Raw genomic sequence first — 23337 nt, 5'->3', positions numbered from 1 at the left:
TACGAGAAAAAGAGAAACTCATGCCATTTGCAGAAATTACTGGCTGGGGAAAGTGTTTACCTCAGGCAGAACTTACTAACAACGACCTCAGCACCTTCATCGAAACTTCCGACGAATGGATTTCAAGCAGAACCGGCATCAGTAGCCGCCGCATTAGCCACGTAAATACATCTGATATGGCCGCCGTCGCTGGCAAACATGCGCTGGCAGCGGCAGGCATTGAAGGCAAAGACCTCGACCTGATTATCGTCGCCACTTGCTCTCCTGACACCCTGATCCCAAACATTGCTTCTAAAGTACAGCTTGAACTAGGTGCCAAAAAAGCCGCAGCTTTTGACCTAAACGCAGCGTGTACCGGCTTCTTGTATTCACTTGAAACCGCTACCCGCATGATTCAATCAGGCAACTATCAGCATGCACTAGTGATTGGTGCCGAACGCCTAACTTGGTATCTCGATTGGAGCAAACGAGATACGGCCGTACTGTTTGGTGATGGTGCCGGTGCTGTCATCCTCAGCAAAACGGATAAAGAAGTCGGCTTACTCGACGCGCAACTCGGCTGTGATTCAGAAGGTCGTGATGTGTTAGCCATTCCAGAGTTTGGAACTGCGATGCCGCGCTTCGAACAAGACAATGGTTATTTTGATTTCAACTTTGTTGGGCGTGAAATTTTTAAGCGCGCGGTAAAAGGTATGGGGTCGGCTGCTGGTACAGTGCTTTCACGTTCGAGCATGACGCCGGAAGATATCAATGTTGTTATTCCGCACCAAGCTAACAAACGCATTATCGAAGCGCTTTGCGATCATGCAAAGATCCCGCTAGAGAAAGCATTTATCAACATCCACAAGTACGGTAACACTTCTGCGGCAACCATTCCAATCGCGCTTTGTGAAGCGGTGGAAGAAGGCCGAGTTCAGCCAAACAATACCCTGCTGATGGCCGCTTTCGGTGCTGGCCTGACTTGGGGTGCTGGTGTGCTTCGCTGGGGTGACCGTGTGACGCCTATCAGCCAATCGGATGCTGCGCTTCCAGAACCCGAAACCAACGCACTGGGATTGCTGGAAGAGGCTATCGCGCTCTGTAAAGCGAACGCTGAAAAGTAAGAATCACTGATTACATAATACCCAAACAACCTGAAGATGCAGGATTCAGCGAGATTGACTGACGTTGTGCTCGCGGCGTTCCTTTGCAGGTGTAGTCATCTCCATCAAAAAGGAACAACAAAGGGCACGGCGTCAGTCAACTCCCCCGAAGGGAGGCCCTCAATGCGCCCACTTCATCGTTAAATTCCACGGAAATAGAACGACTATTCCTCGCGAAATTTGCCTCGAATTGAACGCATTGATGACCTCTGAACTCAAGCATCTTCAGGTCGTTTGGGTATACAAACGAAGAAGCCGCTTAAATGCGGCTTCTTTCTATTTCTAAGCTCTGTTGACCTTTGCTGAAGATTTATACCGTGGCAATAAATGACTCAGCAAATACCTCAACACGGTTACGGCCATTTTGTTTAGCGCGGTATAGCGCATCGTCCGCATCGGCGATCATGGCTGCAATACTGCCTTCACGCATAGAAGACACACCCACGCTGCAGGTCAATTCTGCGTCATGTGGCCACTCTGTGGTCTCAAACGCCGACCGAATTTTCTCTGCCAGAAATGATGCCTGAGCCAGGTTGCGATTTGGACAGAAAATCACGAACTCTTCCCCGCCCCAGCGGACAATCACATCGCTAGAGGATACCGACTCGCGAAGCACATCAGCGGCCGACACTAACAACTTGTCGCCCATGTCATGGCCATAGTTGTCATTAATCTTCTTAAAGTGGTCAATGTCCATGCATAGCGCTGTACAGTTCTTTCCGTTTGTCGAAGCCAACGCTTTTTCTAACTCACGGTAAATATCCATGCGGTTACGGAGCCCAGTCAAAGCATCCGTCGTTGCCATGATAGACAAGGTTTCACTCTGTTGTTTCAACGCAGTGTTAATGGCCTTCAATCGATTTGCACGGCGTCTTTCCGCATCATATACACGGCGGCTTTGGGTGTATTTCACAGCAAGTAAGAATGTCGCCGTAGCCAACCAGATGAACGTCAGGGCGCGGAACAATTCAGCCTCTGTGACCATCATACCCTCAAAGCGGACATTCTTGATGGTGAGTTCATGACTTCCGATCGTTGGCGCACTACCGGTCGCAATCTCAATCAAGGAGATGTTTGTCATGTCTGGCCCGGCGTGCTCAAGCGGAATATCTAGATCCGAAATCCACCAGGAAAGCACCTGGAAGGAGTTCAGCGGCAATACAATTTCGGACATGGATTCAGTCGGATTGTATTCAATACCGTTGAATTTAAGTGAAACCGGATCGTCCGTGGTTGAATACGCTTCATCATAGTTACGCAGGTAAACACGCAGGCGCTGGTCAGGTGCAGGGGCTTTATAAGCGGCCTCAATGACCATGGAATGGTAGTTTTTCAGGTCGATACCGCGCGTCACACTAGGGCTGACACTGATCGCCACTTCACAAAATGGCCAACGGTACCCCGCACCAAGTTCACACTCTAGCGCTACATCTCCCTCTTCGTTGATATAGACACGCCCGTGTGTATCACCACCCATAGGGGTATCGTCAATGTAGCGGAACTCAAAATCCGTAGGAGAAATAACGTAACTCGATTTTGCCCCACCAACAAAAAACCAAACGACGGTGGCTACAGAAAAGAAAAGCAAAACGAAGATTGCAATTAATGCTCGCGAAAATTTATAACTCAACAATGCTTACCAAACTCTTTCTTGTGATTATTCTTGCTATGCCACCTTCTCACATTTCGATGGCTTTATTTAAACGAAAGGCACCGCTTTTGCGGTGCCTCGAATTTATCTAGATTAAAAAGGTTTATACAACGGGTCTAATCACTTTATCGCTGTATATTCAGGAATGCGGCACCTCGCACACCACCTGAGTCACCGTGTTTTGCCTTGATGATTTTAGGCGCATTCGCGATAGACAGCAGGTATTTAGGCACGCGCTTTGGCATTTCTTCATAAATGTATTCAAAATTAGACAAACCACCACCCAGCACAACAACATCTGGGTCAATACCAGTGAAAAGACCTGCAAACACCATCGCAAGCATTTCCATGTATTTATCAACGAACTCAGACTCGGTTTTTTCGCCAGCCTTGAATGCATTAATAATGTCGATGGCTTTCTTTTCTTCGCCATGAAAATGCGCATAGAGCATTTCAAAACCACGGCCCGACAGGTAGTTATCGATACACCCTTTCTTTTCACAGCCACAGTCAAAGATCGGCGCATTGTCACCCAGATGAAGCCAAGCGTCGATTGGCATACGCATGTGACCTAGTTCGCCTGCAACGTTGTTTTTGCCTGATACGACTTTGCCATCGACAATGATACCGCCACCAAATCCGGTGCCCAGAATCAGTCCTAGAACGACCTTTTCACCCTGTAGCTCTTCATCCCATGCTTCTGAGAGCGCAAAACAGTTTGCGTCGTTGTTAAGAGCAACTGCACGACCTATCTTCGCTTCCAGATCTGCACGTAGCGTGCGCCCTTTCGCTGCAGGCACGTTAACCGTCAAAACGGTGCCGTCTTCCGCTTTTTCAATACCCGGAATGCCGATACCCACAGTGCCTTCACAGCCAAACTGTGCATCGTACTTCGCCACCAGCGCCGCAAGTGTTTCAATCAACTGCTCGTAATTGTCGCCTGGTGTAGGAACACGTTCTGTTGCTTGGCGTTTCAATTCACTATCAAACGCACCAAACTCAATTTTCGTGCCGCCTACGTCAAAGCCGTAATACATCCTTTACTCCATTGTTCCAATTTTCAATTCGCTAAACTGCCCAAATTATCCCTGTTTCAGCGAGGTATGAATGTGATTAAAAACAAAATACCTTCTCTGCAACCCAATGACCTCCGCTATTTATGCGCATCTCATCGCAAATTTGGTTTGGGTATACACCCCATCAATCTTTGAATTGTCTTTGTACCACTTCTCGGTACTTATCTAACGCGCCGGGAACAGGTAACTGCCTCTGTTTCTTACCCGTAAGATAGTGCTCTCTAAACACATCAAACCAAGCGTCTAAACTTTCGCCCGCCAATCTGTCACCGTTTAGTGCCAATACCTTTGCAGCCACTTCTGCAGTAGCGAGTTGGCTTTCACCACTCGCTTCGCGGACACCATACCGGGATAAAGCTTCGGCCTTAATACTCAGCACCGGAAAACGCGCCATCCAGGGGCTTTTACGGAAAATCTTTTTCGCTTCCTGCCAGGTACCGTCAATCATGATAAAAAGTGGCCGTTTGCCTTCGGTGATGACAGGCTCAGCATGCACTCTTTCTGGCTCAGCATATTGAGCAGGGAAAACGATATAGGGCTGCCATTTGGGATCATTCACCAAATCCAGCATTTCTTTATTCGGCTCAGTGCGAGACCAAATATACGCAAAGGTATCTTCAACCGTATCTGCGATAAGACGTCCTGTATTGCTGGGTTTCAACACTTCATCGTCATACATCACCAACAGAAACGCCGCATTTGTTGGATACGAGACTTTCTCTTCGCAAATACAAAGGCGACTCACAACCATGCATTGAGAGCAGCGTTCAACATTTGCTCCCCTCGCCTTAAAAGGACGGGTCGATTGAGCCAGTCGTTGCTGATAGAGGTGATGTACTGCGTGGAGTTTCATGAAATGCGCCGTGATATGAAGCGATAAATAACAGGCGCATTTTAATGTTGGTTCTGTTTGATGCAACTATATTGCAAAAAGCAGGATGTGGGAGGTGATATTTAGACCAACTCAGACACAGTAGCATCGAACAGGTTTTTCACCAGACCAATATATTCTTCCAGAATATTAATTTGGCTATAAGTCGGTTTTTGGTGCCAGACAGAGCTGAGGATCTCTTCTAGGTCAGCAACAATTTTATCGGCTTCTCTCATGATCTCGAAGCGCAATGCCTGTGGCATGTCTTTGTTCTGGTCACAGATCGCCATAATTTGGCTCGCGACCAATTCATGCACGAGATCGTCGATGGTTTCAGAGCCAACTTTGTCGCCGGGCTCTGAAAACTGCCCCAGGTTATCGACAAAAAACTCAATCAGCGCTGCATACCCATCCGATTCAACGACCATTTTTACCTCCAGTGATAAAGCTCATCCCGCAATTTTATTGCCCTCAGCCTCAAATTGGTACCAATAATTACGCCTGATGTCACTTTATTGAAATCAATGTCTCCATATTGCGATTACGGCGTCTACATTATAAGTTCCCAAGAACATGATTGTCCGGTTTAGCGTAACAAGGTGCCTGCACTGCACTTGTCTTCAAAATTCTAAACCACTGATTTCATGAATTTATTGCACAAGTGGCGATACCTTCATTAAAACCAATAAAAATGATTACGGCCACACAGCACATTGCTGATCAGTGCTTGAATGCAAGGTTAAGGAAATATGATGTCTGACGAACGGATTCAGCGCGCTAATCAGTTCCCATTTTCTAAAAGTATCGTCGGTAAAGTTGGTCTTATCATGGCCATGGTGACACTCTGCGCCATGCTGCTGTCAGTTTTTACCTATGTGAAGCACAACAGCGTCAGTATAGATACCAACAAAACCAGCCGGCTGGAAATTCCAAGCGCCTTACTCTCAGTCTCCATGCTTCGATATGCTGGCGAAATGAACCGTAGCATGCTCAGTTACGCCTTGGGTCAAGAAACTGCTCTCGAGAATTTCTACCGTAACAAGAATCAGTTCGAAGTTTCCCTCAATGAACTCAAGAAATTGCACGGCGATCATACAAGTCACCTAAAAAACATCGAAACTATCTACGGCAATTTCGTCGATAAGATAGAAAATGATGTTATCGGACAGTACGACCCTAAGAGAGAATCTTGGGCACTGAATGAGAAGCGAATTATTTCTGCCACGTTAGCGCCAGAGCTTTTCGATTCCATCAACCTGATGGACAGCAGTAAAGAAACCTCTGAGCTCCTGTCAAAGCAAGATACACAGCACTATGTATGGCTCATCCGGGATGAAGTTGATGACATGACATCTGCTCTGTTTTTCTACCTTAGCGGCGAGGAAAATCAACGGGATCGTTTTGATGCCAATGAAGCGTTTTTCCGTAACCATATTAATTACTTGAGAAAGAATACCGCTGACGTATCTACCATCGAACAGCTCGATCTCATCAAAGGGTTAGGAAGAGTATTTTCTGAGCGTATTCGCCGGGTATTCGACCAATATGACCCATCGAAAAAGTTGATCGCTGTGTCTTCACTCAAAGCCATTAATGTTAATGAATACAAAGCACTGGAAACCTCGCTGACGGAGTTTTCCCGCGAAACCAGTTTCAGCGCGGCCAATTCCATGGCCAATCTAAGAAACGTGCTCAACAACAATCAGCTTTCGTTCTTTGCACTTTTTGCTGTGATGACAGTGGTCAGTATCTTTGTGACCTACTACATCTATAAAAAAGTGACGCAGCCAATCGCTCGACTTGCGGACACTATGCGCAATCTGGCCGATGGCAACACTGAGATTCCGATCCTGTATAAAGACCGCCCGGATGAAGTGGGGCAAATCTCACATGCACTCAGCTCGTTCCGCGACCACATCATTTCCCGCAACCAAGCCAGAGAACAGCTGCTTTATCAGAAAGAATTAGCTGAAACTGCCTCCAAAGCGAAGGCTCAGTTCCTTGCCGCAATGAGCCACGAAATCCGCACCCCGATGAACGGTGTGATCGGTATGATCGATATATTGCTGCGTTCCAAACTCGATGCGTCTCAAAAGAGTGTCGCCAACACAGTGAGGGAGTCGGCGCTCTCATTATTATCTATTATTAATGACATACTCGACTTTTCCCGCATAGAGGCCGGTAAAATGCGTATCGATAATGTCAGCATTTCTCTCAGACATATCGCAGAACAGGTGATGGATAACCTGGCCACAGAAGCGGCCGAGAAGAACGTTTCATTAACCTTATTTGTTGATCCAAATGTCCCCACCGCCATGTTTGGCGACCCAACCCGTATTAAACAGATTCTGTTTAACATTATCGGGAATGGCATCAAGTTCTCTGGCGGGCAGCCACATCGCGGCGAAGTACAGGTTTGGATAAAATCACAGGATACAACGGATGGCACAGCGAAAGTCTTTATTGAAATCCGCGACAACGGTATCGGGATCGGTAAAGACAAGCTAGAAGCTATATTCCAGCCCTTTACACAAGCAGAGTATTCCACTACGAGGCGCTATGGCGGCTCGGGTCTGGGCCTCGCTATCAGTCGTAATATAGCGTCTTTAATGGGCGGCTCTATTTCTGCCACCAGTGAAGAAGGCATTGGCTCAACCTTTATGGTGACCTTTACCCTTCCCTACTCGCAAGAAGTCACAGCACCGGATGACTGCAACATTGACGTACTGCGTGAGTCAGCCGCCACCATCAACAATGTGGTGTGCATCAACACCCTCGAAAACGGTGCGCTGAAGGTAAGTATTGATAATTACCTGAAAAACATGAATATATCGGTGCAAAGCATCACCATTGAATTGCTGCACCTTCAGAAATTCCCACGCGATGACATCAAATATGTGGTGCTTTGCCGCGATTACTTGAAAACCAAACAATTGATGCCGGCTTATGTTCCGTCAAACATCGATATTCGTTACCTCGAACTAGATATGAACCTTCCAGTCAGACGGTATGGCGGCATCGATGTTTTCGCGATTTTCTCTTCCCCGCTCAAACTTTCCAGCCTGATCAGTGGCCTAAGGATCTGTGTCGGTCTCGAGAGCCCCGACTACCCGGTTATCGACACTCGGGGTAAAGAAGCCTTTATTGAACGTGCGCAGGACAACCATGGCACGATATTGGTGGCAGAAGACAACGTCACTAACCAAACGGTGATAGAGAAGCAGCTTACCTACCTTGGCTACCATGTGGTGATGACAGCCGACGGTCAGGAAGCACTGCGGGCCTATCGCAATCAGCCGTTTTCTCTGGTGCTCACAGACTGCCACATGCCAAATATGGATGGTTATGAGCTAACGAAAGCAATCCGCGAGATTCAAAAAGAACGCGCCGAGTTTGTTCCTATCGTCGCACTCACCGCAAATGCACTGGTCGGCGAAGCTGAGCGCTGTATTGAAACCGGTATGAACGATTTTATTGCCAAGCCAGTTGAAATCGATGTGATTCAAAAGGTCTTAGCGAAATGGTGTGCCCAAAGTAAACCCTTCGCTGAACCTAACGAGGAACCGACGGGAATCGAAAAGCCTTCCTCGGAAACAGAAAATCCATCGCTAGACGATCCACAGCAAGACGAAGAATGTGTTGAGATAGAGCTAGACCCTCAGGTGCTGAAAAAGCTGTTCTGGGGCGATACCGAAACCTACGCAGAAGTGCTGGGCGAATTCATTAAGCATTGCGAACCTGAGCTCAACACCTTGTCAGAGTTCAAGTCGCCTTATGATTTTGCGGAAGTGAAAATGCTGTCCCACAAGCTTAAAACGTCATCACGTAGCATCGGCGCAATCGAACTATCAGATCTGTGTATGCAGATAGAGAAATGCGCTGCGGCAGAAAATGCGGACACAGAGGGACTGATCAATGACCTCAGACCAGTACTACGCGCATCTTTGGTTGCCGTCCATCGAAAGCATGCTGATTTATTACAATCACTTGGGTCAAATGCGGTGAATAGTTAAAGCAAAGATAGATTTCAGCAGAATGAGAGATTTAGTGCCACACTTGTAAGGATTCAATCAACATCAGAACGAGTGAGCCAGTCATGAGAAAAACAAAAATCATCACAACTGAAGACATTCTGCTGAAACTTTGCCAATCGGTAACCGCGGTCCTTTCGAAAGCAACAGATACACAAGTTCACCACTCTGCCATGGTGCAGAAGATATCCAAAACCAGCCTGAAACCTGACTTCGGTTGCTTTGTTCTTTTTGATGGCGGCTTCTCCGGATTAGTGGTGATTAATTTCGAAGCCAAAGCAGCGCTTGAGGTCTACCAGAAATACATGTCCCACATGGGCATTCCAAAAGAAGAACTTGCAACCCTGCACACTTCTGACGAAGTCGCGGACGTTTTGGGGGAGCTCATGAACCAAATCGTGGGTGACTTCACCGGTAAAGTGAAACGTTCGCTACAAACCAATATCACACAGAATCAACCCAAAATGATGGCGATCAACAAGAACATTAATGTCACTGTTGATAGCAATATTGAACGCCCTCAGGCACGCCGCGTTAGCTTCAGCACTGAAGACAACAATATCTTCTACCTAGAGCTTTCGATGGAGCGAACAGAGTTCATCCAACTCGAAGAATTCGAGGAAGGCGATGAAATCAATCCTGATGAAATTCTGGAGACGGAAGTCGCCAAAAGCCTCGATGCTAAAGACAAGAAAAAGAGTAAATCCAAAAAAGCGGCAGAAGCCGACTCTTTGCTGGACGATCTAGGTATCTAAGAGCTTCACCGATCCCCATGGCGGCACCATGCCGCCAAAAAAAATTATCAGGGAGAATGTTGTGGACATCGTCGACGCATGGATGAAGAAAATTCAAAACTGGTACGAAGACGCTGAACATCGGAATGTTGATACACTCGCTGCTGTTGTATCCCAAACCCCGGCCATGATTTTTGACCCGCCTATCGACCTAACCAGAAGTGATGCTATCGCTTATTTTGTGGATGGCTGCACCAAGTTACAACGTCACTATCAGTTTGAAGGCAAAGCGGAAGAAGCCTTTAGTTACTTGCAGTTTTGCTATGCCAAACTGCAGGCTTTGGCTTCACGATCAGATATCGAACCAGATATTAAACGCTGGAGTTTGAAAAAACTGGATACCTTGATCGTCGCCATGATGGAGTTCTGCCAACAGCAGAATGACGCATCATGGCAAAGGGAGAGTGAGCAGTTAGTGGAGCTTCACGTCACCTTTATGATGGGTCAAAACGACCTGAATTTGCACACCCCCGCTAGCCCCTACTAAACGCAAAAAGCCGACCATAAGTCGGCTTTAGGCTTGCTGAGACTTCAACTATGCATGCTGAACAACTGCTTGCGTTTCTTCGCTTTGCTTCAATGCTGCATACATAAACCCTGTCACCAAAGTACCTGCTGCAATCGCACCAAGGTAAAGCAGTACTGGTGTGATGGCATTTGGAATGAACAGTACAAAGATACCGCCATGAGGAGCCATCAATTTTGCGCCAATCAACATAGACAACGCACCAGTCAATGCGCCACCTACCATACAGGCTGGTATAACGCGCATTGGATCACGTGCTGCGAAAGGAATCGCACCTTCAGAGATAAAGCACATCCCCAGAACAAACGATGCTTTACCCGCTTCACGTTCCTGAGCATTAAACTTACTGCGTGCCAACAAGGTTGCCAGACCCATGCCCATTGCAGGTACCATACCCGCTGCCATCACTGCTGCCATTGGTGTGTAAGTTTGGGAAGCCAGCAAGCCAACACCAAAGGTATAAGCTGCTTTGTTAACTGGGCCGCCCAAGTCAAAGCACATCATGGCGCCAAGGATCACACCCAGCAAAACCGCATTGGTCGAACCCATACTGTTCAGGAACTCGGTCAGGCTGTTCATCACACCTGCAACTGGGCCACCCACCACGAAAATCATGACTAAACCCGTCACCAAACTCGCCAGTAGCGGAATGATCAAGATTGGCTTCAACGCTGCCATGGAGTCCGGCAGTTGGACTTTATCAGCAATCAGTTTTGCGGAATAACCCGCCAAGAAACCCGCGACGATACCGCCGAGGAAGCCTGCGCCTGTAGAACTTGCCAGCATACCGCCAATCAAACCCGGTGCCAGACCCGGACGGTCAGCGATAGAGAACGCGATAAAACCCGCCAACACAGGAACCATTAACGCAAATGCACTCGCGCCACCGATTTCCATGAGTGCCGCCGCCAGTGTGCCCTCTTCTTTGAACGCTTCAATACCGAAGACGAAAGACAGCGCGATACACAGACCACCAGCAACAACCAATGGCAACATATGTGAAACGCCAGTCATCAGGTGTTTGTAGGCACCAGTGCGTTCTTTCTTACTGCTGTTATCCGTTTTCGCGCCGCCGTGCTTGTAAACTTCAGCTTGCTCAAACGCATTGGACAATTCTTGCTTGGTTTTCTTTAGCGCTGCTCCAGTACTGGTTCGATAAACGCGCTTACCATCAAAGCGAGCCATATCGACTTCAATATCCGCGCCGATGAAGACCAAGTCTGCAGCTGCAATCTCTTCCTCGGTCAGCTGGTTTTTCGCGCCCACAGAGCCCCGGGTTTCAATTTTCACCCACATACCCTGTGCTTTGGCCTCTTCTTCTACAGCTTCTGCCGCCATGAAGGTGTGCGCCACCCCTGTGGGGCACGCGGTAATGCCAACAATTCTTTTTTGGGCTGCAGGTTTAGCCGCTTCACCTACATGGGCATAGACTTCAGCGTTTGAGCCCGCATCATCCAGCAACTGCTTCACATCTGCATAGCAGGCTTCTAATGATGCTTGGTAAACCGGTTTGCCATTGAATCTCGCCATATCAGCGACTGGTCCAACGGTCACGATAAGATCCGCAGCTTCAATGTCAGATACAGAAGCGGGCTTATTCGGTTTCACAGTGCTTTGGCATTCAATCACAGCTTGCCATTGAAGTGCTGCGACGGCTTTTTCAAGCATTCCCGCGGCGATAATAGTATTTGCAATACCACTTGGGCACGATGTCACGATTACTGCTTTCATCTCTCTACCCCTGTTCCTTTAGTTATTTTTAATCTGTTTCACGTTAACTTGGCGTTGTAGCGTTTCTACTTGAACAATATCTTCAACACCAACATTGACCTGTGTGACTGCTAGCGCAGACAGCGCGGTAGCGAAACTCAGAGAGGTTTCCCGATCCCACTGGTTCAATTCTGCCCAGCACATTCCTGCCACCAGCGTGTCGCCAGCACCTACTGTGCTGACCACTTTCATTTTTGGTGGCTGGCTGGCATACCAAACGCCATCTTTCAGCCACAGCACACCTTCTGGGCCACGGGAAATCACCACATTATCAATACCCGTATTACTCAAGGTTTTACCCGCTTCGAGAAGTTCAGATTCATTGGAAAGGTGCCTACCCGCCCATTGCGAGAGTTCTTCATCATTCGGCTTAACCAGCCAAGGAGAGGCATTCAAACCCGCTGCCAATGCAGCGTTACTGCTGTCGAAAAATACTTTTTTGCCTTGCTCCCGAAGCGCGGCAATCCAAGAAGCGAGTTTTTCCGGTGAAATACCCGACGGTAAGCTTCCAGCAATCACGAACACGTCGTGAGTCTCTGCCAATGTATGGAGGGCGCTTTCAAGCTGTTGAACATCATCTTCAGATACAGCAACACCAGGGAAATTCAGATCAGTGACGCGACCTGACTCTTCCACCAGTTTGACGTTAATGCGCGATGCACCAGCTACACGAATAAAGGCATCATGAATGCCTTTCTGTTCGAAAAGGTGCGCGAAAGGATCCTGATTTTCATCACCGAGAAAGCCAGTCACTGTGACATCTGCCCCCAATTCGGCGAGCACTTTTGCAACGTTAATCCCCTTACCGCCCGGATTCATGTTCGAAGACTGGATAAGGTTGACGGTACCTGCTTTGAGCTCTGCCATGGCACCAGTCATATCCAGCGCAGGATTAAGCGTGACGGTGACTACACGAAAATTCGTCATGATTTACCCCTCACCCAAACCGGCTTCAATGGCTTGGCCGATGGCGTCAATGGCAACTTGAGCGTCGGCACCGTCAGCGGTAAACTCCAATTCATGGCCTTGCTTAACACCCAACGCAATCACCTTCATCAGGCTTTTGGCATTCACTTGCTTGCCATCACCATTCAGGTTCGACACCCAGATCTGTGAATCGAACTTCTTAGCTACACTCACCAGCATGGCGCCTGGTCGGGCATGAAGACCGTGGGCATTTTTGATTTTGAAGATTTGGCTAAGACCGCCCTGGCGAACCTCAGAAAAAGCCTTAACCACGGATTCTGGGGAGGATGCAAACACCTCTGCGATTTTTCCATCAAACGCCAACTCACTGATGTTGTTCATGATGTATGTGTGCTCTGCGCTGTTAGCCGCAATAGCAATCAACCCTTTCACGGCTTTACCATCGACTTCGAAAGCTTGCTCTACAGACAAGAAAGCTATCGCGGTTTGCTTTACCGACTCTGATGAAGCATTCAGCCAAAGCCCCTGGCCCAGACATACTGGCGCCTGACCAACAAGTGAGGAGACAAATCCCTGACCAACGGCATCCGCTGCTTTCAATTTGCCCGCACATACCGCGCTCATGGAAACTAAATCTGCTGTAGGGAAATTCAGGGTGATAGTGCTTTCATTGAAAAGCAGGCCTTTCTGGTTCGCACCGTTTAATACCGCAAGGATCTGCTCGGCGCTGGTCGCGGCCTTTAGTGCTTCTTCCACAGAGTCGGCAGAAAGAACGTGGGTCAGTTGCTTCAATATGCCGAGGTGTTCGTCAGATTTCGCCGCAATACCGATTGCAAGGTAAACCGTGTTTCCGTTGCCCCAATCCACGCCATTAGCAAAGTGATGAATTTGCACGCCAGTTTGCTTCACCAAATCGCGGGTGTCAGTGGTGCCATGAGGAATCGCAATACCATTTCCCAGGTATGTTGAATTCTGGTTTTCTCGTGCAAGCATGCCTGAACTATACCCTTCAACAACAAGCCCTTTAGCGACCAAATCATTAGCAATCTCTTGTATCGCCTCTTGTTTCGTTGCAGCACTCTTGCCGAGTTGCACGTCGTTTTGCGTGAGTTCAAGCATCATTCTTACCTCAGATTTCAGTGGGCTGAGCCCACTTTTCATTCGCCCCGCCACACATTGATTGCTGCAGCCAAGCCGTAATATTCATAGTCAGTAAAGCGTCTTCAAGCGCACTTTCAGCTTCACTGAATCGTTTCAGCATTCAAATCAAAAAACAGGCTTCACGCACAGTTTTCATCTTTGCTGAAACCTTTCAGCTACCAATGCTGAATCCATTCAGCTTATAATGCAAAGAATCGATAAGATCCTTTGTGCTTTTTATGATCACGCGCACAGAGTGTTCCCAATCTGATAAGTAAGTCGGATTTGGTTTAAGGGGAAAAATTTCAATGAAACTGGACGAGATAGCCCGCTTGGCTGGAGTTTCACGCACAACGGCAAGTTACGTGATTAACGGCAAGTCAGCTAAATACCGCATCAGTGAACGCACTCAACAGAAAGTGATGGAAGTTGTCGAGAAATATAACTACCGTCCCGACCATGCAGCCAGCGCTCTTCGCGCAGGTACGACCCGATCGTTTGGCCTTCTAATCCCCGATTTGGAGAATGGCAGTTACGCAAAAATCGCCAAATTACTTGAGCGGGACGCACGTCAGGCAGGTTATCAATTGATTATCAGTTGTTCTGACGACAATCCTGAGACCGAGAAGCAAGTGGTGAATATGTTAGTCGCACGCAAAATTGATGCGTTGATTGTTGCCTCTTCCCTGCCTGCAGAGAACGACTTCTACCCTGCCATTCAAGCTTCTGGCACACCAGTAATTGCCATTGACCGTGCATTAGATGATGAACACTTCGCCTGTGTGATCAGTGAAGATCTGGATGGTGCATTTTCATTGACCAACCAGTTAGCTGAATTGGGCGCAAATACCATTGGACTGATTGGCGCAGTACCCGAACTGGGTATATCAAAAGAGCGTGAACAGGGTTTTTTGTCTGCTGCCAGAAAAGCAAACGCAGGTACACAAATCGCCTATGGTGACCATTTCAGTCAGAAAGAAGCTAAGCGGCTTATTCTGCAATGGTATCACGCTGGTATGATGCCTGAGGCCATACTCACCACTTCATACGCGTTGTTTGAAGGTATCCTTGATGCCATTCTGGAAGAACCAGAGATTGGCGAGAGAGTGAAATTCGCCACGTTTGGTGACAATCGCATGCTGGATTTCATCCCGATGAAAGTACAATCGCTGCCACAGCAGTTTGAATTGATCAGTGAACATGCACTGGAACTCACGCTCAATGCTATTGCAGGAAGGTATCAAACCGGTGTCGAGGTAGTTCCAAGAGAGCCTAAATGGCGCACTTAAAAAGACTGGTAAGCTTATGTTGCAGTGGTAAGGGTTTCATTGTTCATGCCCGCACGGTAGCGCGGGCAGTTTGGAGGGGATTAGGTGAAAAGGTTCAGTGTCAGAGATTTAGGTTTCGGTCTTTTCCTCAGCACTTTCACATTTGTCGTTTCTAGTGCCCCTGATTTTTTCCCAATACATTCGCAACTTACTTTTCTTGGCCGGGGGGAATTTATACGACTCAATAATTTCCATGAATTCAAAGGCCTTATAAAAATTTATAGGCTCTCTAAGCTGGCTCATGGCAAACCGCCAGCAAAACAGAGACAACACTAAACTTGCTGAAAACTTAAGGACAGTCTTGTCCGCAGAGAGCTGTTCTAAAGACCCTTGCAATGCCACCTCCACCGCAAAAACTAAACTTACACAAGCCAACAAGGCAAAAACAAAATACTTAAGCAAAGTCTTCCCGAAGATTATTGAACCCTCGCGATACCTCTTCTCACCGAGGAGGGCATCCGTTTTGAGAGAAAAGTGTCCGTCAGAGAAGGTAATCAGAGGGGCAGAAAAACGATAGAGGTTAAACAACTTATTGCTTTCGGGGTGCTTTAGGATTCGCATCAGACGTTCGTGGGGGATCCTGACTGAGTAGGCACTTTCAATAATATTTCCCAGTACAAAGGACTTACCATCATAGTCTTCTTCTTTTAAGCAACTGTGCAAAAGCTCTGTGTTCTTAATTTTAAACGCGCGGTGGTTATCAAACATCTTATAAAAGAACGTTACTAGAGTAACTGCGATAGAAAGCAGTGAAATAGCAACAGTCCAAGAGAAATTCAGTTCCATAATTGTTTGTGATACCTCTCTAGCGATTTCCCACAGTGTATGAATAAACATACTTGCATGTGTTGTAATTGCCTACATAAAAAGTTGGTATGCGAGTCAAATGAGGAATGCATTGCAAATAGATTTTCCCAAAATCAAACAACCTGACGGTTCCATCTCATGTGGCGCATACAGCCTCACCGCTTGTCTGCATGTGATGGGATTGTTGCCCGTCTCCCATCGTCTCTTTCTTTATCAAATCGATTTATCGAAAAACGCTTTTGTTGGCGAGCAAGTTGTTCTTGAGCCGACTGACTCTCTCGAGGAAACTGCAGAAAAAATCTATTTGGTCACAGGGATCATTGATCAAAGTGATTGCGCTGAATTCGTCAAAGACTCGGGCCTGAACGCCATCTCGGCGATGGCTTACGTGTTGATGTGCTTTGGCCTTAAGCCTCAAATAGTTCTTCGCGACGAGCATACATACAATCAGCTGGCTGGCGCATACCCGCAAGAACTTCGCATGAGCAACGCGTTAGATGTACCAATTCTTTGCGGTATGGAAAATCTAACCGTAGCTGAAGAGAGCTACCTGATGCCTACAGCAGTTTTTCAAGGGGAAAATCTCCATGTTGTAGCGATGAAACCTGACGGTGTGTGGTTTGATCCTGAACAGGATGACCGACCGGACTGGCCAGCTTTGGTGAATTGGGATTCTATACCCGAGTCAGAGCTCGAGCATGAGTGGTTGGGGGTAACCTTGAAAATTCCACTCTCTCTTAAGGCCTAATTTATTGGTATTCGGACTGTAGCGTTTTCTTTTTGATTCGTAGCTCAAGACATTCATATACCAAGGCCACAGACAATATCAGAACGCTAACACCACGTTGCCAGAATCAAAGGTGACTGTATACCCCAACCCTTCCAGCCTCGCCTTCGCAGGCTGGATGATCTTCTCTTCCATTTCTGCGCTGATGGCATCAAAGCCGGTATCCACTGTCACTTCCGTCACTCCTTGACGGGCCATTCGTGAAACTTCTTCCAGACACTTGGCGACAAGCGCTGCAGCACCATCTTCCAATGCGTGTTCAGCCAGCTTTTTCGCATCAGCGGCAGAGAGCTCGCCGGTTGGAGTGGTAGTGGTGATAAGGCTTTTTTCAAGGCGATCAATTAGTTCAGCATTCATCGAGCGCCTATTAACTTTGGCATTGCTTTCAAGTTCAGTCTTTAGTTCTGAAGGCATTCTGAGCCCAAACGGTGCGATATCTCTGCTCACAAAAATCTCAACAGTTGGAAACTAAAAAAGTAGTTACACAGTGTAGTCAAATCAAACTTGTGATAATAGCTACACCGTGTAATTATTGTATTACTTTTTACTACACCGTGTAGTCATAAGTATGAGGATATTCAATGGAAAATAAACAAGCTAACAGCCCATTTAGTATGAGAATGCCAACACCTTTGAAGGTCTGGATAGAAAAGCGAGCGAGAGAGAGCTTCATGAGCAACTCAGCATTCGTCACTCAAATCCTTGTTAAAGAGATGAAAGAAGATAAAAAAGAAATTAGTCAGTAGATAAAGTGAGACCCCAAGAGCGGCAACTCTTGAGGCCTCGTCAACTCACCTATCATCAGTAGGAGAATCGACATGTCGACTCTAACAAACAACCACTTGGAAATCCAAAACGATATCAATCGCCTGTTGGCTCAAGCCAATGCTCTTATTGACGTTCTATGCGTCGAAGACCAATACCGCACACTAGATACGACCACCCTATCCAATGCCCTTTGGTTGTTGAACGATCGCATAACCGACATCGACCATGCCTGCCAACAACTGTTCAAGGAGGCCGCATGAACGTTATCCCTTTTCAATTTCAGCATGCCAATATCAGGGTGATTGAGCAGAATGGCGAGCCTTGGTTTATCGCAAAGGATGTGGCTGAATTACTCGATTATAAAGAGACACACAAGGCAGTGTCGCGCCATTGTAAGGGGGGGACGAAACGTCCCGTCCCTACCCAAAGTGGCATACAGGAGATGGTCATCATCCCAGAACGTGACGTCTACCGCCTCATTATGCGCTCAAAATTACCCGAGGCAGAGAAATTCGAAGACTGGGTGGTGTCAGATGTCCTGCCTTCAATTCGAAAGACCGGCAACTACAGTACCGCTGACCTCTCGCGCATGGATATCCTGAAACTCGCCATGCAGGCCGAGGAAGAGAAACTGAAGCTGCAAGCCCAAGTGGCAGAAGACCGGCCCAAGGTTGAGGCCTATCATCTCATCGCGGACAGCCAAGGCTCGCTTTGTATCACCGATGCCGCCAAGAACCTGCAGCTGCAGCCCAAAGCCCTCTTCGCTTGGCTGGCTGCGAATCGCTGGATTTACAAACGCCCAGACGGGAAAAGCTGGATTGGCTATCAAGACAAGCTGCAACGGGGGCTACTGGAGCACAAAGTAACAACGGTGAATCAGCGAACCGTTGAGCAAGTGCGTGTGACGTCTAAGGGGTTGGTGGTGTTGGCTGAGAGGTTGGCGCCGGGGAGTTTGGATCTAAAGGACTAGATATTCTTGGGTTTTGTCAAAAGGGCCATTAGAAGAGCTCATTGTTTATCTAGCTTAATCATAAAAAGTCACTTTATGAGCAATCTTCTGAACTCTATTTACTTTCATTTGGCTACTTTGCTCTCTCTAAGCAGAGGAAAAAAGGACACTCCGTATAAAACATGTGCAAACGATCTCATTTACTTTCTATTGGAAGTGTACGTAAAACTAAATTCTGTTACTTTCCACTTAGAATTCTATGAGCGAAAAAATCTAGTACAAAATTGCTTTGTGTACTAAGTAAATCGAATAGAAATCAATTAGATAAAAACTCCACATCTCAAATAAGGAGAACCCTTTGTTACTTGAGTCAATCAACCCAGACATTCGGTCAATACTTGCACAATTAGAAGAAAAAGAAATTGACTTAGACCCTGAGTTTCAGCGAGGAGATGTTTGGAATATTAAAAAGCAACAAATGCTGATTGACACGATTATTCGTCGATGGGAAATCCCCCCTATTTTTCTTATCATAAATGAAGAGAGAAATATTCGCGAGGTTTTAGATGGTCATCAAAGACTCCGAGCCATCGAATCTTTTTATACTGATAAATTTAAGTTCAGTGGTGACTTTCAGCCTTTTGATGATAATCTAAAGAATTTAGATGGACTCTACTTCTCAGAGTTTCCAGAAATTATCAAGAAAAGCTTCAGAAACTTTCCCCTACGTACTTTTCTAATTAGTAATTATAGTGAATCTGAGCCATTTGAGCTTTTTTATCGTCTAAATCAAAACGCTCCACTTACTAGTGCAGAGAGAAGAAACACACTATACGGGCCGGCTAGAGAGACAACGAAAAAAATTGTCTCCTTTATGATAGAAAACAACTTCAATATAAATACTATCGGATTTAATAATACCCGATTAGGTTATCATGATGTAATTGCTCGAGTTCTAATATCAATCGAAAAACGGGATATAAGTAAGAAAATACTAGATTCAGTAATCACAGATAGATATAGGCTGGAAAGTAATTTTGACCCTCAGGATGTCTGCGACCTTGAGAATGCGCTTAAAATTTTAATAGAAACCATCCGCATCACTGGAAAAGTGAAGTTCAACAAGCCAACTCTATACTCTTTTCTTGTATTCATGCTGACATCTCTTGAGAACTTTAATACTAGTGATATAGAAAAAATCATAACTGAATATCAAAAAATAATCTTATTAAAAAATCAACCAAATATAGATTTAGACATCCTTCAGCAAGTTATATTTGGAGAATTTGCATTACGTGTAAGCACTGGTGTAAACGATGCAAAAGCGGTTATTTTTAGGAATTTTTTCTTTAATTGGCTAGCTAACAACTTAGAAATACCCAGCTTAAAGAAAGAAGTAACTTTAAAGGTTGAATACACAAAAGAAAATCTCTTAAATTCAGTGTGTCATAAAAATAATAATATTGAAATAAGTAATATCATTATAGAAAATGAGTGGGGTGTATTGTAATGTTTAGATCAGCAAGAATTGGTGATAGTTTCAGAAAACTCCAATATTCAAAATATACATCCGGCTTAGAATACATTGAAAGCGAGAAAGGCCAATTAGCTATATCAGAAAATAAAATTGAAGTAGACAAAACCTTAGTTTTATTTGGCTTGAACGGCTCAGGTAAAACGCAACTTTTAAAGGAGCTATCTAAAGGAAATGACTCATTAGGGAATATAAAATTCAAAGCAAAGGATAATAGTGAATTTTATTATTTCAGCCCATCCGAGCTAGTTGTATCAATAAAAAATAGCATTGAAAATAAAACAAAGAACTTTGGCAGAGCTCTATTTGAAGAGAAACTAAATGAATATACCCCGTTGATTCTGGCGGAAGATGAAATAAAAAAAATAAATTATATTTTAGCAACTGATTTCTCAGAGATTTTAGTATATGAGCTTGAAGCCGAACAGCCAGACGAACCTGAAATACCATATTTTATCACTACCGATAGTAGTGGAGATGTCAGATGTACGAGCAACCTCTCTCATGGTGAAAAATATATCATAACTTTAGTTTGGTTTTTAAAATATAAAAACGAAAGCTCATTACTCTTTGATGAACCAGAAACATATCTATATCCAGCCGCACAAAAAAGGTTAATTGAAGTCCTCGTTATTTTGATGGACCCATACAGAAACCAGATTATTGTAGCCACACATTCAAAGGACGTCATCAAAGCATTAAGAATAGCTAAAATAGTTAATATTACAAAATTCAGGAAAAATGAATTTTTAATTAATGATGATTATGAAGATAATGCTTCTATTATGGGTATAATCCGACCTGTTACCCTACTAATGGTAGAAGATGCCAAATCAAGAGCATTTCTAGATTTCATCCGAGACGAGTTCAATCTAGATGACAGAATAGGAAAGCAATCAATTATTATTTCGGCGAAGAATGGATTCGGTGACATAAACAAAATTTATTCATCAATATTGGACTTCGATGGTTTTAGCTTCTCCGTCATATTAGATAATGACTTAGAAGTGAAAGGTGAGATCCCCAAGAATTTAGAGAGTATTTCACTCACATTACCAGGAAAAATGAACCCTGAGTATGATATACTAGAAGTTATTAATAGGAAGAGAGAAAATTTTGTCTCAGCATTTCAATCTGAACATCAATATACCGTTGCTCAGTTTCTTCAGACGGCAATTGTATGTGACGATCATGATTTCTTTGTCGAACTCTCAAAACTAACAGAAATAAAAGAGTTTGATATATTCAAAATTGGCTTTCAGATATGGTTAGAAGACGCTGACAATCGTAGAGGTTGTGAAAATTTCATTCGCCAACTGGAATCCAATTTACAACATTAGATTGTTGCGCCCATTACTGCCCGCCAAGCGGGCAGTTCTTCCCCACCCCACAATCGACGAATCTACTAGAATTACCCCAATTTCTTTCTACAAGTAACAACCATGACAACAACCACACCCAAAACCCGCACTGACTGGCTCATCTTCTTCCGCCGCGCAAAGACTGTGGAAACGTTAGATTTGATGCTAGAAGGTGCTTTGAAGAAACTAAAGACGCCTTCAGAACAAGCCGACGCGATACTTGGCCATGAGGCGAGATTGGATGAGTTGGAAGGGTTTAGGGGCTCACTGAGGTGAGCCCTTGGGGGGCCAGCTTATTCAACACCCAAATAAGGTTTCGGCTGTGCGACACTTATTCTTGTTGGTTATATTTCAAGCACGACAGAGTCAATAGACAACCTCGAGTTTTCAGAAATATCCTCAACAAACTCAGCCCAAGTACCTCTCTCGACTCTGCGACTGCAATAATGCGAAGTAGCCCTAATAAAGCCAACAGATACGTCGTACAAATCTTGGATAAACTCTTCTATGGTAGCTTCGTTGTTGTCACCGTAGGACAAAAATATAGAGTCACGATAGTTCGCTTTGCCACGATATCTAAATGCCTGAATAAGGAAGTTAACCTGTACTTTATCTAGCGCACGATCGCGAACCTCGCGAGCGGCTTTCGTGCGAAAGTTGTCAACACCAAGAGCTTTGAAATCACGAGAAGTTTTTACCCTCTCTTCTGTTTCCCACTTTTTATAGCCATGAGTCCCCTTTAAATAGGAAACCACTGCACCATGAGCAGTTTCATTGTCATATGCTCTGTCATTCAAATCGAAACGATTAGCGCCTCTATATGCAGCAATCTCAGTATCAGCAGTTTTTGAAACTAAGCTAGTTAAAAAGAGGTTGAACGGATATGGGATAAGTTCTTTCTCCGCGATATCTGACTGCCAAACTTTTGCAGTGGCTGTATGCGTTTCTTGAATAGAACCAGAAGATGCTGCAATCATTGCGCTAGCGGAGAAATAGACACAGTAATACCAAGAAATAATGGCTGAACGGCATATGTCATATTTGTCTTCGACGTCGTCATTCATGCTTCTAAGAGATGAAAGATTATGCAAAGCCATCATTGTGTTCTCAAACACAAGCGTATCAGCCTCACGATTGACAGGTCTGCGTTGCACCCGAGAATATAAATGATTTAATTCATCATCGGCACAAGCACCATCGTTAACGACTTCTGCTAGAGCCCTCATCCAATTTACAGTCCCCTGAAACGCAAAGCGGGGCTCTGCTTGATCACCAGCTTCAAATAGCCTGTCTAATAGCCACTTACTCATGATAAGTCTCCAAAATATAACGCCGCCAGCAGGGGCCGAAAAACCAGAGCGAAGCGGCGGTTTTTTTGGTCTCTCTGGCTAGCTTTTTTAGGCCCGAACTTAACTCGGAGGATTATTTTCGAGCCAACTGTTTGTGCCTGCTTTCGCTCTCAAATACCAGTTTTCATTTCTGCGAACAGATGAAACCCAGATGCGATCGTCTGTATCTGTAAACCGTTTAAAGTGCTCTACAACTTCTTTTGGAGTGTTATCGAGATTTACCAACCAGAGAGAATCTTGGACACGGTGTGCATCTAGACGCTCTAGCTCATCCCACAGCTCTTGATAGTCACTGGAATTACCCTGTTCATTAACTAAATCATATGCAAGTATATAAATTGCCATACTAACTCCTTACCTTCTTTTGCATTGTTTATTTGTACGCTTGGCATCAGGAAACCTATCGAAGATTCTCGAAGTGAGACTGACGGGTTCTGCTTTCGATAACATGATGTATGGAATCCACTCTTTCCTTGGCGATCTACAATTCCAAGGTTTGATTAAACACGAGGGTTCCATCATGTTG

23 protein-coding genes are annotated in these 23337 nt (G+C 45.5%); 12 read left to right on the top strand and 11 right to left on the bottom strand.

What is annotated here, in order from left to right; genetic code table 11:
• Positions 1–20: 20 nt before the first annotated feature.
• On the top strand, positions 21–1103 hold the full coding sequence (locus tag QL223_RS15690) for a ketoacyl-ACP synthase III (protein ID WP_002539377.1): 1083 nt from the start codon (positions 21–23) through the stop codon (positions 1101–1103).
• 349 nt (positions 1104–1452) lie between these two features.
• Here QL223_RS15690 and QL223_RS15685 read toward each other — a convergent pair whose 3' ends face one another.
• The 4 genes from QL223_RS15685 to QL223_RS15670 all read right to left on the bottom strand — a co-directional run bounded on the left by QL223_RS15685 (position 1453) and on the right by QL223_RS15670 (position 5168).
• Positions 1453–2619 (bottom strand): GGDEF domain-containing protein, encoded by a 1167-nt coding sequence (locus QL223_RS15685; protein WP_281545249.1) that lies wholly within the window; start codon positions 2617–2619, stop codon positions 1453–1455.
• Between the two features lie 299 nt (positions 2620–2918).
• Complete coding sequence (nagK, locus tag QL223_RS15680; protein WP_002542533.1) at positions 2919–3830, bottom strand: N-acetylglucosamine kinase; 912 nt, start codon at positions 3828–3830, stop codon at positions 2919–2921.
• 163 nt (positions 3831–3993) lie between these two features.
• Complete coding sequence (locus QL223_RS15675; protein WP_281545248.1) at positions 3994–4722, bottom strand: tRNA-uridine aminocarboxypropyltransferase; 729 nt, start codon at positions 4720–4722, stop codon at positions 3994–3996.
• Between the two features lie 101 nt (positions 4723–4823).
• The gene (locus QL223_RS15670; RefSeq protein ID WP_002542531.1) at positions 4824–5168 is read right to left on the bottom strand and encodes a DUF3802 family protein; all 345 of its coding nucleotides are present in this window, start codon (positions 5166–5168) and stop codon (positions 4824–4826) included.
• A gap of 324 nt (positions 5169–5492) precedes the next feature.
• Between QL223_RS15670 and QL223_RS15665 the strand changes: the two genes are divergently transcribed.
• From QL223_RS15665 to QL223_RS15655, 3 genes are all read left to right on the top strand, one after another.
• A complete protein-coding gene (locus tag QL223_RS15665) occupies positions 5493–8753 on the top strand; it encodes an ATP-binding protein (RefSeq protein WP_281545247.1) in 3261 nt (1086 codons plus the stop codon).
• An 83-nt stretch (positions 8754–8836) separates the two neighbouring features.
• Entirely contained in the window at positions 8837–9526 is a 690-nt protein-coding gene (locus QL223_RS15660) for a DUF3334 family protein (RefSeq protein ID WP_002542528.1), read from the top strand.
• A 61-nt stretch (positions 9527–9587) separates the two neighbouring features.
• A complete protein-coding gene (locus QL223_RS15655; RefSeq protein WP_281545246.1) occupies positions 9588–10052 on the top strand; it encodes a hypothetical protein in 465 nt (154 codons plus the stop codon).
• A 48-nt stretch (positions 10053–10100) separates the two neighbouring features.
• On the opposite strand, the gene fruA is transcribed toward QL223_RS15655, so the two are convergent.
• Genes fruA through fruB form a run of 3 tightly spaced genes read right to left on the bottom strand, consistent with a single transcriptional unit; the run spans position 10101 to position 13907 of the window.
• On the bottom strand, positions 10101–11822 hold the full coding sequence (gene fruA / locus QL223_RS15650) for a PTS fructose transporter subunit IIBC (RefSeq protein WP_281545245.1): 1722 nt from the start codon (positions 11820–11822) through the stop codon (positions 10101–10103).
• 18 nt (positions 11823–11840) lie between these two features.
• The gene (gene pfkB / locus QL223_RS15645; protein WP_281545244.1) at positions 11841–12788 is read right to left on the bottom strand and encodes a 1-phosphofructokinase; all 948 of its coding nucleotides are present in this window, start codon (positions 12786–12788) and stop codon (positions 11841–11843) included.
• Positions 12789–12791: 3 nt separating this feature from the next.
• Positions 12792–13907 carry a fused PTS fructose transporter subunit IIA/HPr protein gene (gene fruB, locus QL223_RS15640; protein WP_281545340.1) on the bottom strand — a complete coding sequence of 372 codons (1116 nt, stop codon included), beginning with the start codon at positions 13905–13907 and terminating at the stop codon, positions 12792–12794.
• 329 nt (positions 13908–14236) lie between these two features.
• Here fruB and cra point away from each other — a divergent pair, with 329 nt between their 5' ends.
• Positions 14237–15217, top strand: coding sequence for a catabolite repressor/activator (gene cra, locus QL223_RS15635; RefSeq protein ID WP_281545243.1), 981 nt, complete (start codon positions 14237–14239; stop codon positions 15215–15217).
• A 108-nt stretch (positions 15218–15325) separates the two neighbouring features.
• Here the strand turns inward: cra and QL223_RS15630 are convergent, their stop codons facing one another.
• Complete coding sequence (locus QL223_RS15630) at positions 15326–16042, bottom strand: hypothetical protein (RefSeq protein WP_281545242.1); 717 nt, start codon at positions 16040–16042, stop codon at positions 15326–15328.
• A gap of 112 nt (positions 16043–16154) precedes the next feature.
• On the opposite strand from QL223_RS15630, the gene QL223_RS15625 reads away from it, so the two are divergent.
• On the top strand, positions 16155–16811 hold the full coding sequence (locus tag QL223_RS15625) for a hypothetical protein (RefSeq protein WP_281545241.1): 657 nt from the start codon (positions 16155–16157) through the stop codon (positions 16809–16811).
• Positions 16812–16889: 78 nt separating this feature from the next.
• Here QL223_RS15625 and QL223_RS15620 read toward each other — a convergent pair whose 3' ends face one another.
• Positions 16890–17297 carry an Arc family DNA-binding protein gene (locus QL223_RS15620; RefSeq protein ID WP_281545240.1) on the bottom strand — a complete coding sequence of 136 codons (408 nt, stop codon included), beginning with the start codon at positions 17295–17297 and terminating at the stop codon, positions 16890–16892.
• Between the two features lie 134 nt (positions 17298–17431).
• Between QL223_RS15620 and QL223_RS15615 the strand changes: the two genes are divergently transcribed.
• The 6 genes from QL223_RS15615 (at position 17432) to QL223_RS15590 (ending at position 21738) form a co-directional block, all read left to right on the top strand.
• Positions 17432–17596 (top strand): hypothetical protein, encoded by a 165-nt coding sequence (locus QL223_RS15615; protein ID WP_281545239.1) that lies wholly within the window; start codon positions 17432–17434, stop codon positions 17594–17596.
• Between the two features lie 72 nt (positions 17597–17668).
• On the top strand, positions 17669–17878 hold the full coding sequence (locus QL223_RS15610; RefSeq protein ID WP_281545238.1) for a hypothetical protein: 210 nt from the start codon (positions 17669–17671) through the stop codon (positions 17876–17878).
• A complete protein-coding gene (locus QL223_RS15605) occupies positions 17875–18588 on the top strand; it encodes a phage antirepressor (RefSeq protein WP_281545237.1) in 714 nt (237 codons plus the stop codon). The genes QL223_RS15610 and QL223_RS15605 overlap by 4 nt, the downstream gene beginning before the upstream one ends.
• Before the next feature lie 337 nt (positions 18589–18925).
• Positions 18926–20077, top strand: a complete 1152-nt coding sequence (locus QL223_RS15600) for a DUF262 domain-containing protein (protein ID WP_281545236.1) — start codon at positions 18926–18928, stop codon at positions 20075–20077.
• The gene (locus QL223_RS15595; protein ID WP_281545235.1) at positions 20077–21441 is read left to right on the top strand and encodes an AAA family ATPase; all 1365 of its coding nucleotides are present in this window, start codon (positions 20077–20079) and stop codon (positions 21439–21441) included. The genes QL223_RS15600 and QL223_RS15595 overlap by 1 nt, the downstream gene beginning before the upstream one ends.
• Before the next feature lie 102 nt (positions 21442–21543).
• Positions 21544–21738 carry a hypothetical protein gene (locus tag QL223_RS15590; protein WP_281545234.1) on the top strand — a complete coding sequence of 65 codons (195 nt, stop codon included), beginning with the start codon at positions 21544–21546 and terminating at the stop codon, positions 21736–21738.
• Positions 21739–21806: 68 nt separating this feature from the next.
• Here the strand turns inward: QL223_RS15590 and QL223_RS15585 are convergent, their stop codons facing one another.
• Positions 21807–22772: a hypothetical protein gene (locus QL223_RS15585; protein ID WP_281545233.1), complete on the bottom strand. Its 966-nt coding sequence runs from the start codon at positions 22770–22772 to the stop codon at positions 21807–21809.
• 99 nt (positions 22773–22871) lie between these two features.
• Entirely contained in the window at positions 22872–23156 is a 285-nt protein-coding gene (locus QL223_RS15580) for a hypothetical protein (RefSeq protein WP_281545232.1), read from the bottom strand.
• Positions 23157–23337 lie beyond the last annotated feature (181 nt).

It is taken from the genome of Grimontia sp. SpTr1, from assembly GCF_947387585.1.
In the GTDB taxonomy this organism is placed as follows: domain Bacteria; phylum Pseudomonadota; class Gammaproteobacteria; order Enterobacterales; family Vibrionaceae; genus Enterovibrio; species Enterovibrio indicus.
This window is presented reverse-complemented; position numbering and strand designations above follow the sequence as displayed.

Bases quoted from the DNA above. Each gene is read 5' to 3' on its own strand.
- QL223_RS15690 (WP_002539377.1), top strand. From the start codon at position 21: ATGCCATTTGCAGAAATTACTGGCTGGGGAAAGTGTTTACCTCAGGCA.
- QL223_RS15685 (WP_281545249.1), bottom strand. From the start codon at position 2,619: ATGGGTGGTGATACACACGGGCGTGTCTATATCAACGAAGAGGGAGAT.
- nagK (WP_002542533.1), bottom strand. From the start codon at position 3,830: ATGTATTACGGCTTTGACGTAGGCGGCACGAAAATTGAGTTTGGTGCG.
- QL223_RS15675 (WP_281545248.1), bottom strand. From the start codon at position 4,722: ATGAAACTCCACGCAGTACATCACCTCTATCAGCAACGACTGGCTCAA.
- QL223_RS15670 (WP_002542531.1), bottom strand. From the start codon at position 5,168: ATGGTCGTTGAATCGGATGGGTATGCAGCGCTGATTGAGTTTTTTGTC.
- QL223_RS15665 (WP_281545247.1), top strand. From the start codon at position 5,493: ATGTCTGACGAACGGATTCAGCGCGCTAATCAGTTCCCATTTTCTAAA.
- QL223_RS15660 (WP_002542528.1), top strand. From the start codon at position 8,837: ATGAGAAAAACAAAAATCATCACAACTGAAGACATTCTGCTGAAACTT.
- fruA (WP_281545245.1), bottom strand. From the start codon at position 11,822: ATGAAAGCAGTAATCGTGACATCGTGCCCAAGTGGTATTGCAAATACT.
- pfkB (WP_281545244.1), bottom strand. From the start codon at position 12,788: ATGACGAATTTTCGTGTAGTCACCGTCACGCTTAATCCTGCGCTGGAT.
- fruB (WP_281545340.1), bottom strand. From the start codon at position 13,907: ATGCTTGAACTCACGCAAAACGACGTGCAACTCGGCAAGAGTGCTGCA.
- cra (WP_281545243.1), top strand. From the start codon at position 14,237: ATGAAACTGGACGAGATAGCCCGCTTGGCTGGAGTTTCACGCACAACG.
- QL223_RS15630 (WP_281545242.1), bottom strand. From the start codon at position 16,042: ATGGAACTGAATTTCTCTTGGACTGTTGCTATTTCACTGCTTTCTATC.
- QL223_RS15615 (WP_281545239.1), top strand. From the start codon at position 17,432: ATGGAAAATAAACAAGCTAACAGCCCATTTAGTATGAGAATGCCAACA.
- QL223_RS15610 (WP_281545238.1), top strand. From the start codon at position 17,669: ATGTCGACTCTAACAAACAACCACTTGGAAATCCAAAACGATATCAAT.
- QL223_RS15605 (WP_281545237.1), top strand. From the start codon at position 17,875: ATGAACGTTATCCCTTTTCAATTTCAGCATGCCAATATCAGGGTGATT.
- QL223_RS15595 (WP_281545235.1), top strand. From the start codon at position 20,077: ATGTTTAGATCAGCAAGAATTGGTGATAGTTTCAGAAAACTCCAATAT.
- QL223_RS15590 (WP_281545234.1), top strand. From the start codon at position 21,544: ATGACAACAACCACACCCAAAACCCGCACTGACTGGCTCATCTTCTTC.
- QL223_RS15585 (WP_281545233.1), bottom strand. From the start codon at position 22,772: ATGAGTAAGTGGCTATTAGACAGGCTATTTGAAGCTGGTGATCAAGCA.
- QL223_RS15580 (WP_281545232.1), bottom strand. From the start codon at position 23,156: ATGGCAATTTATATACTTGCATATGATTTAGTTAATGAACAGGGTAAT.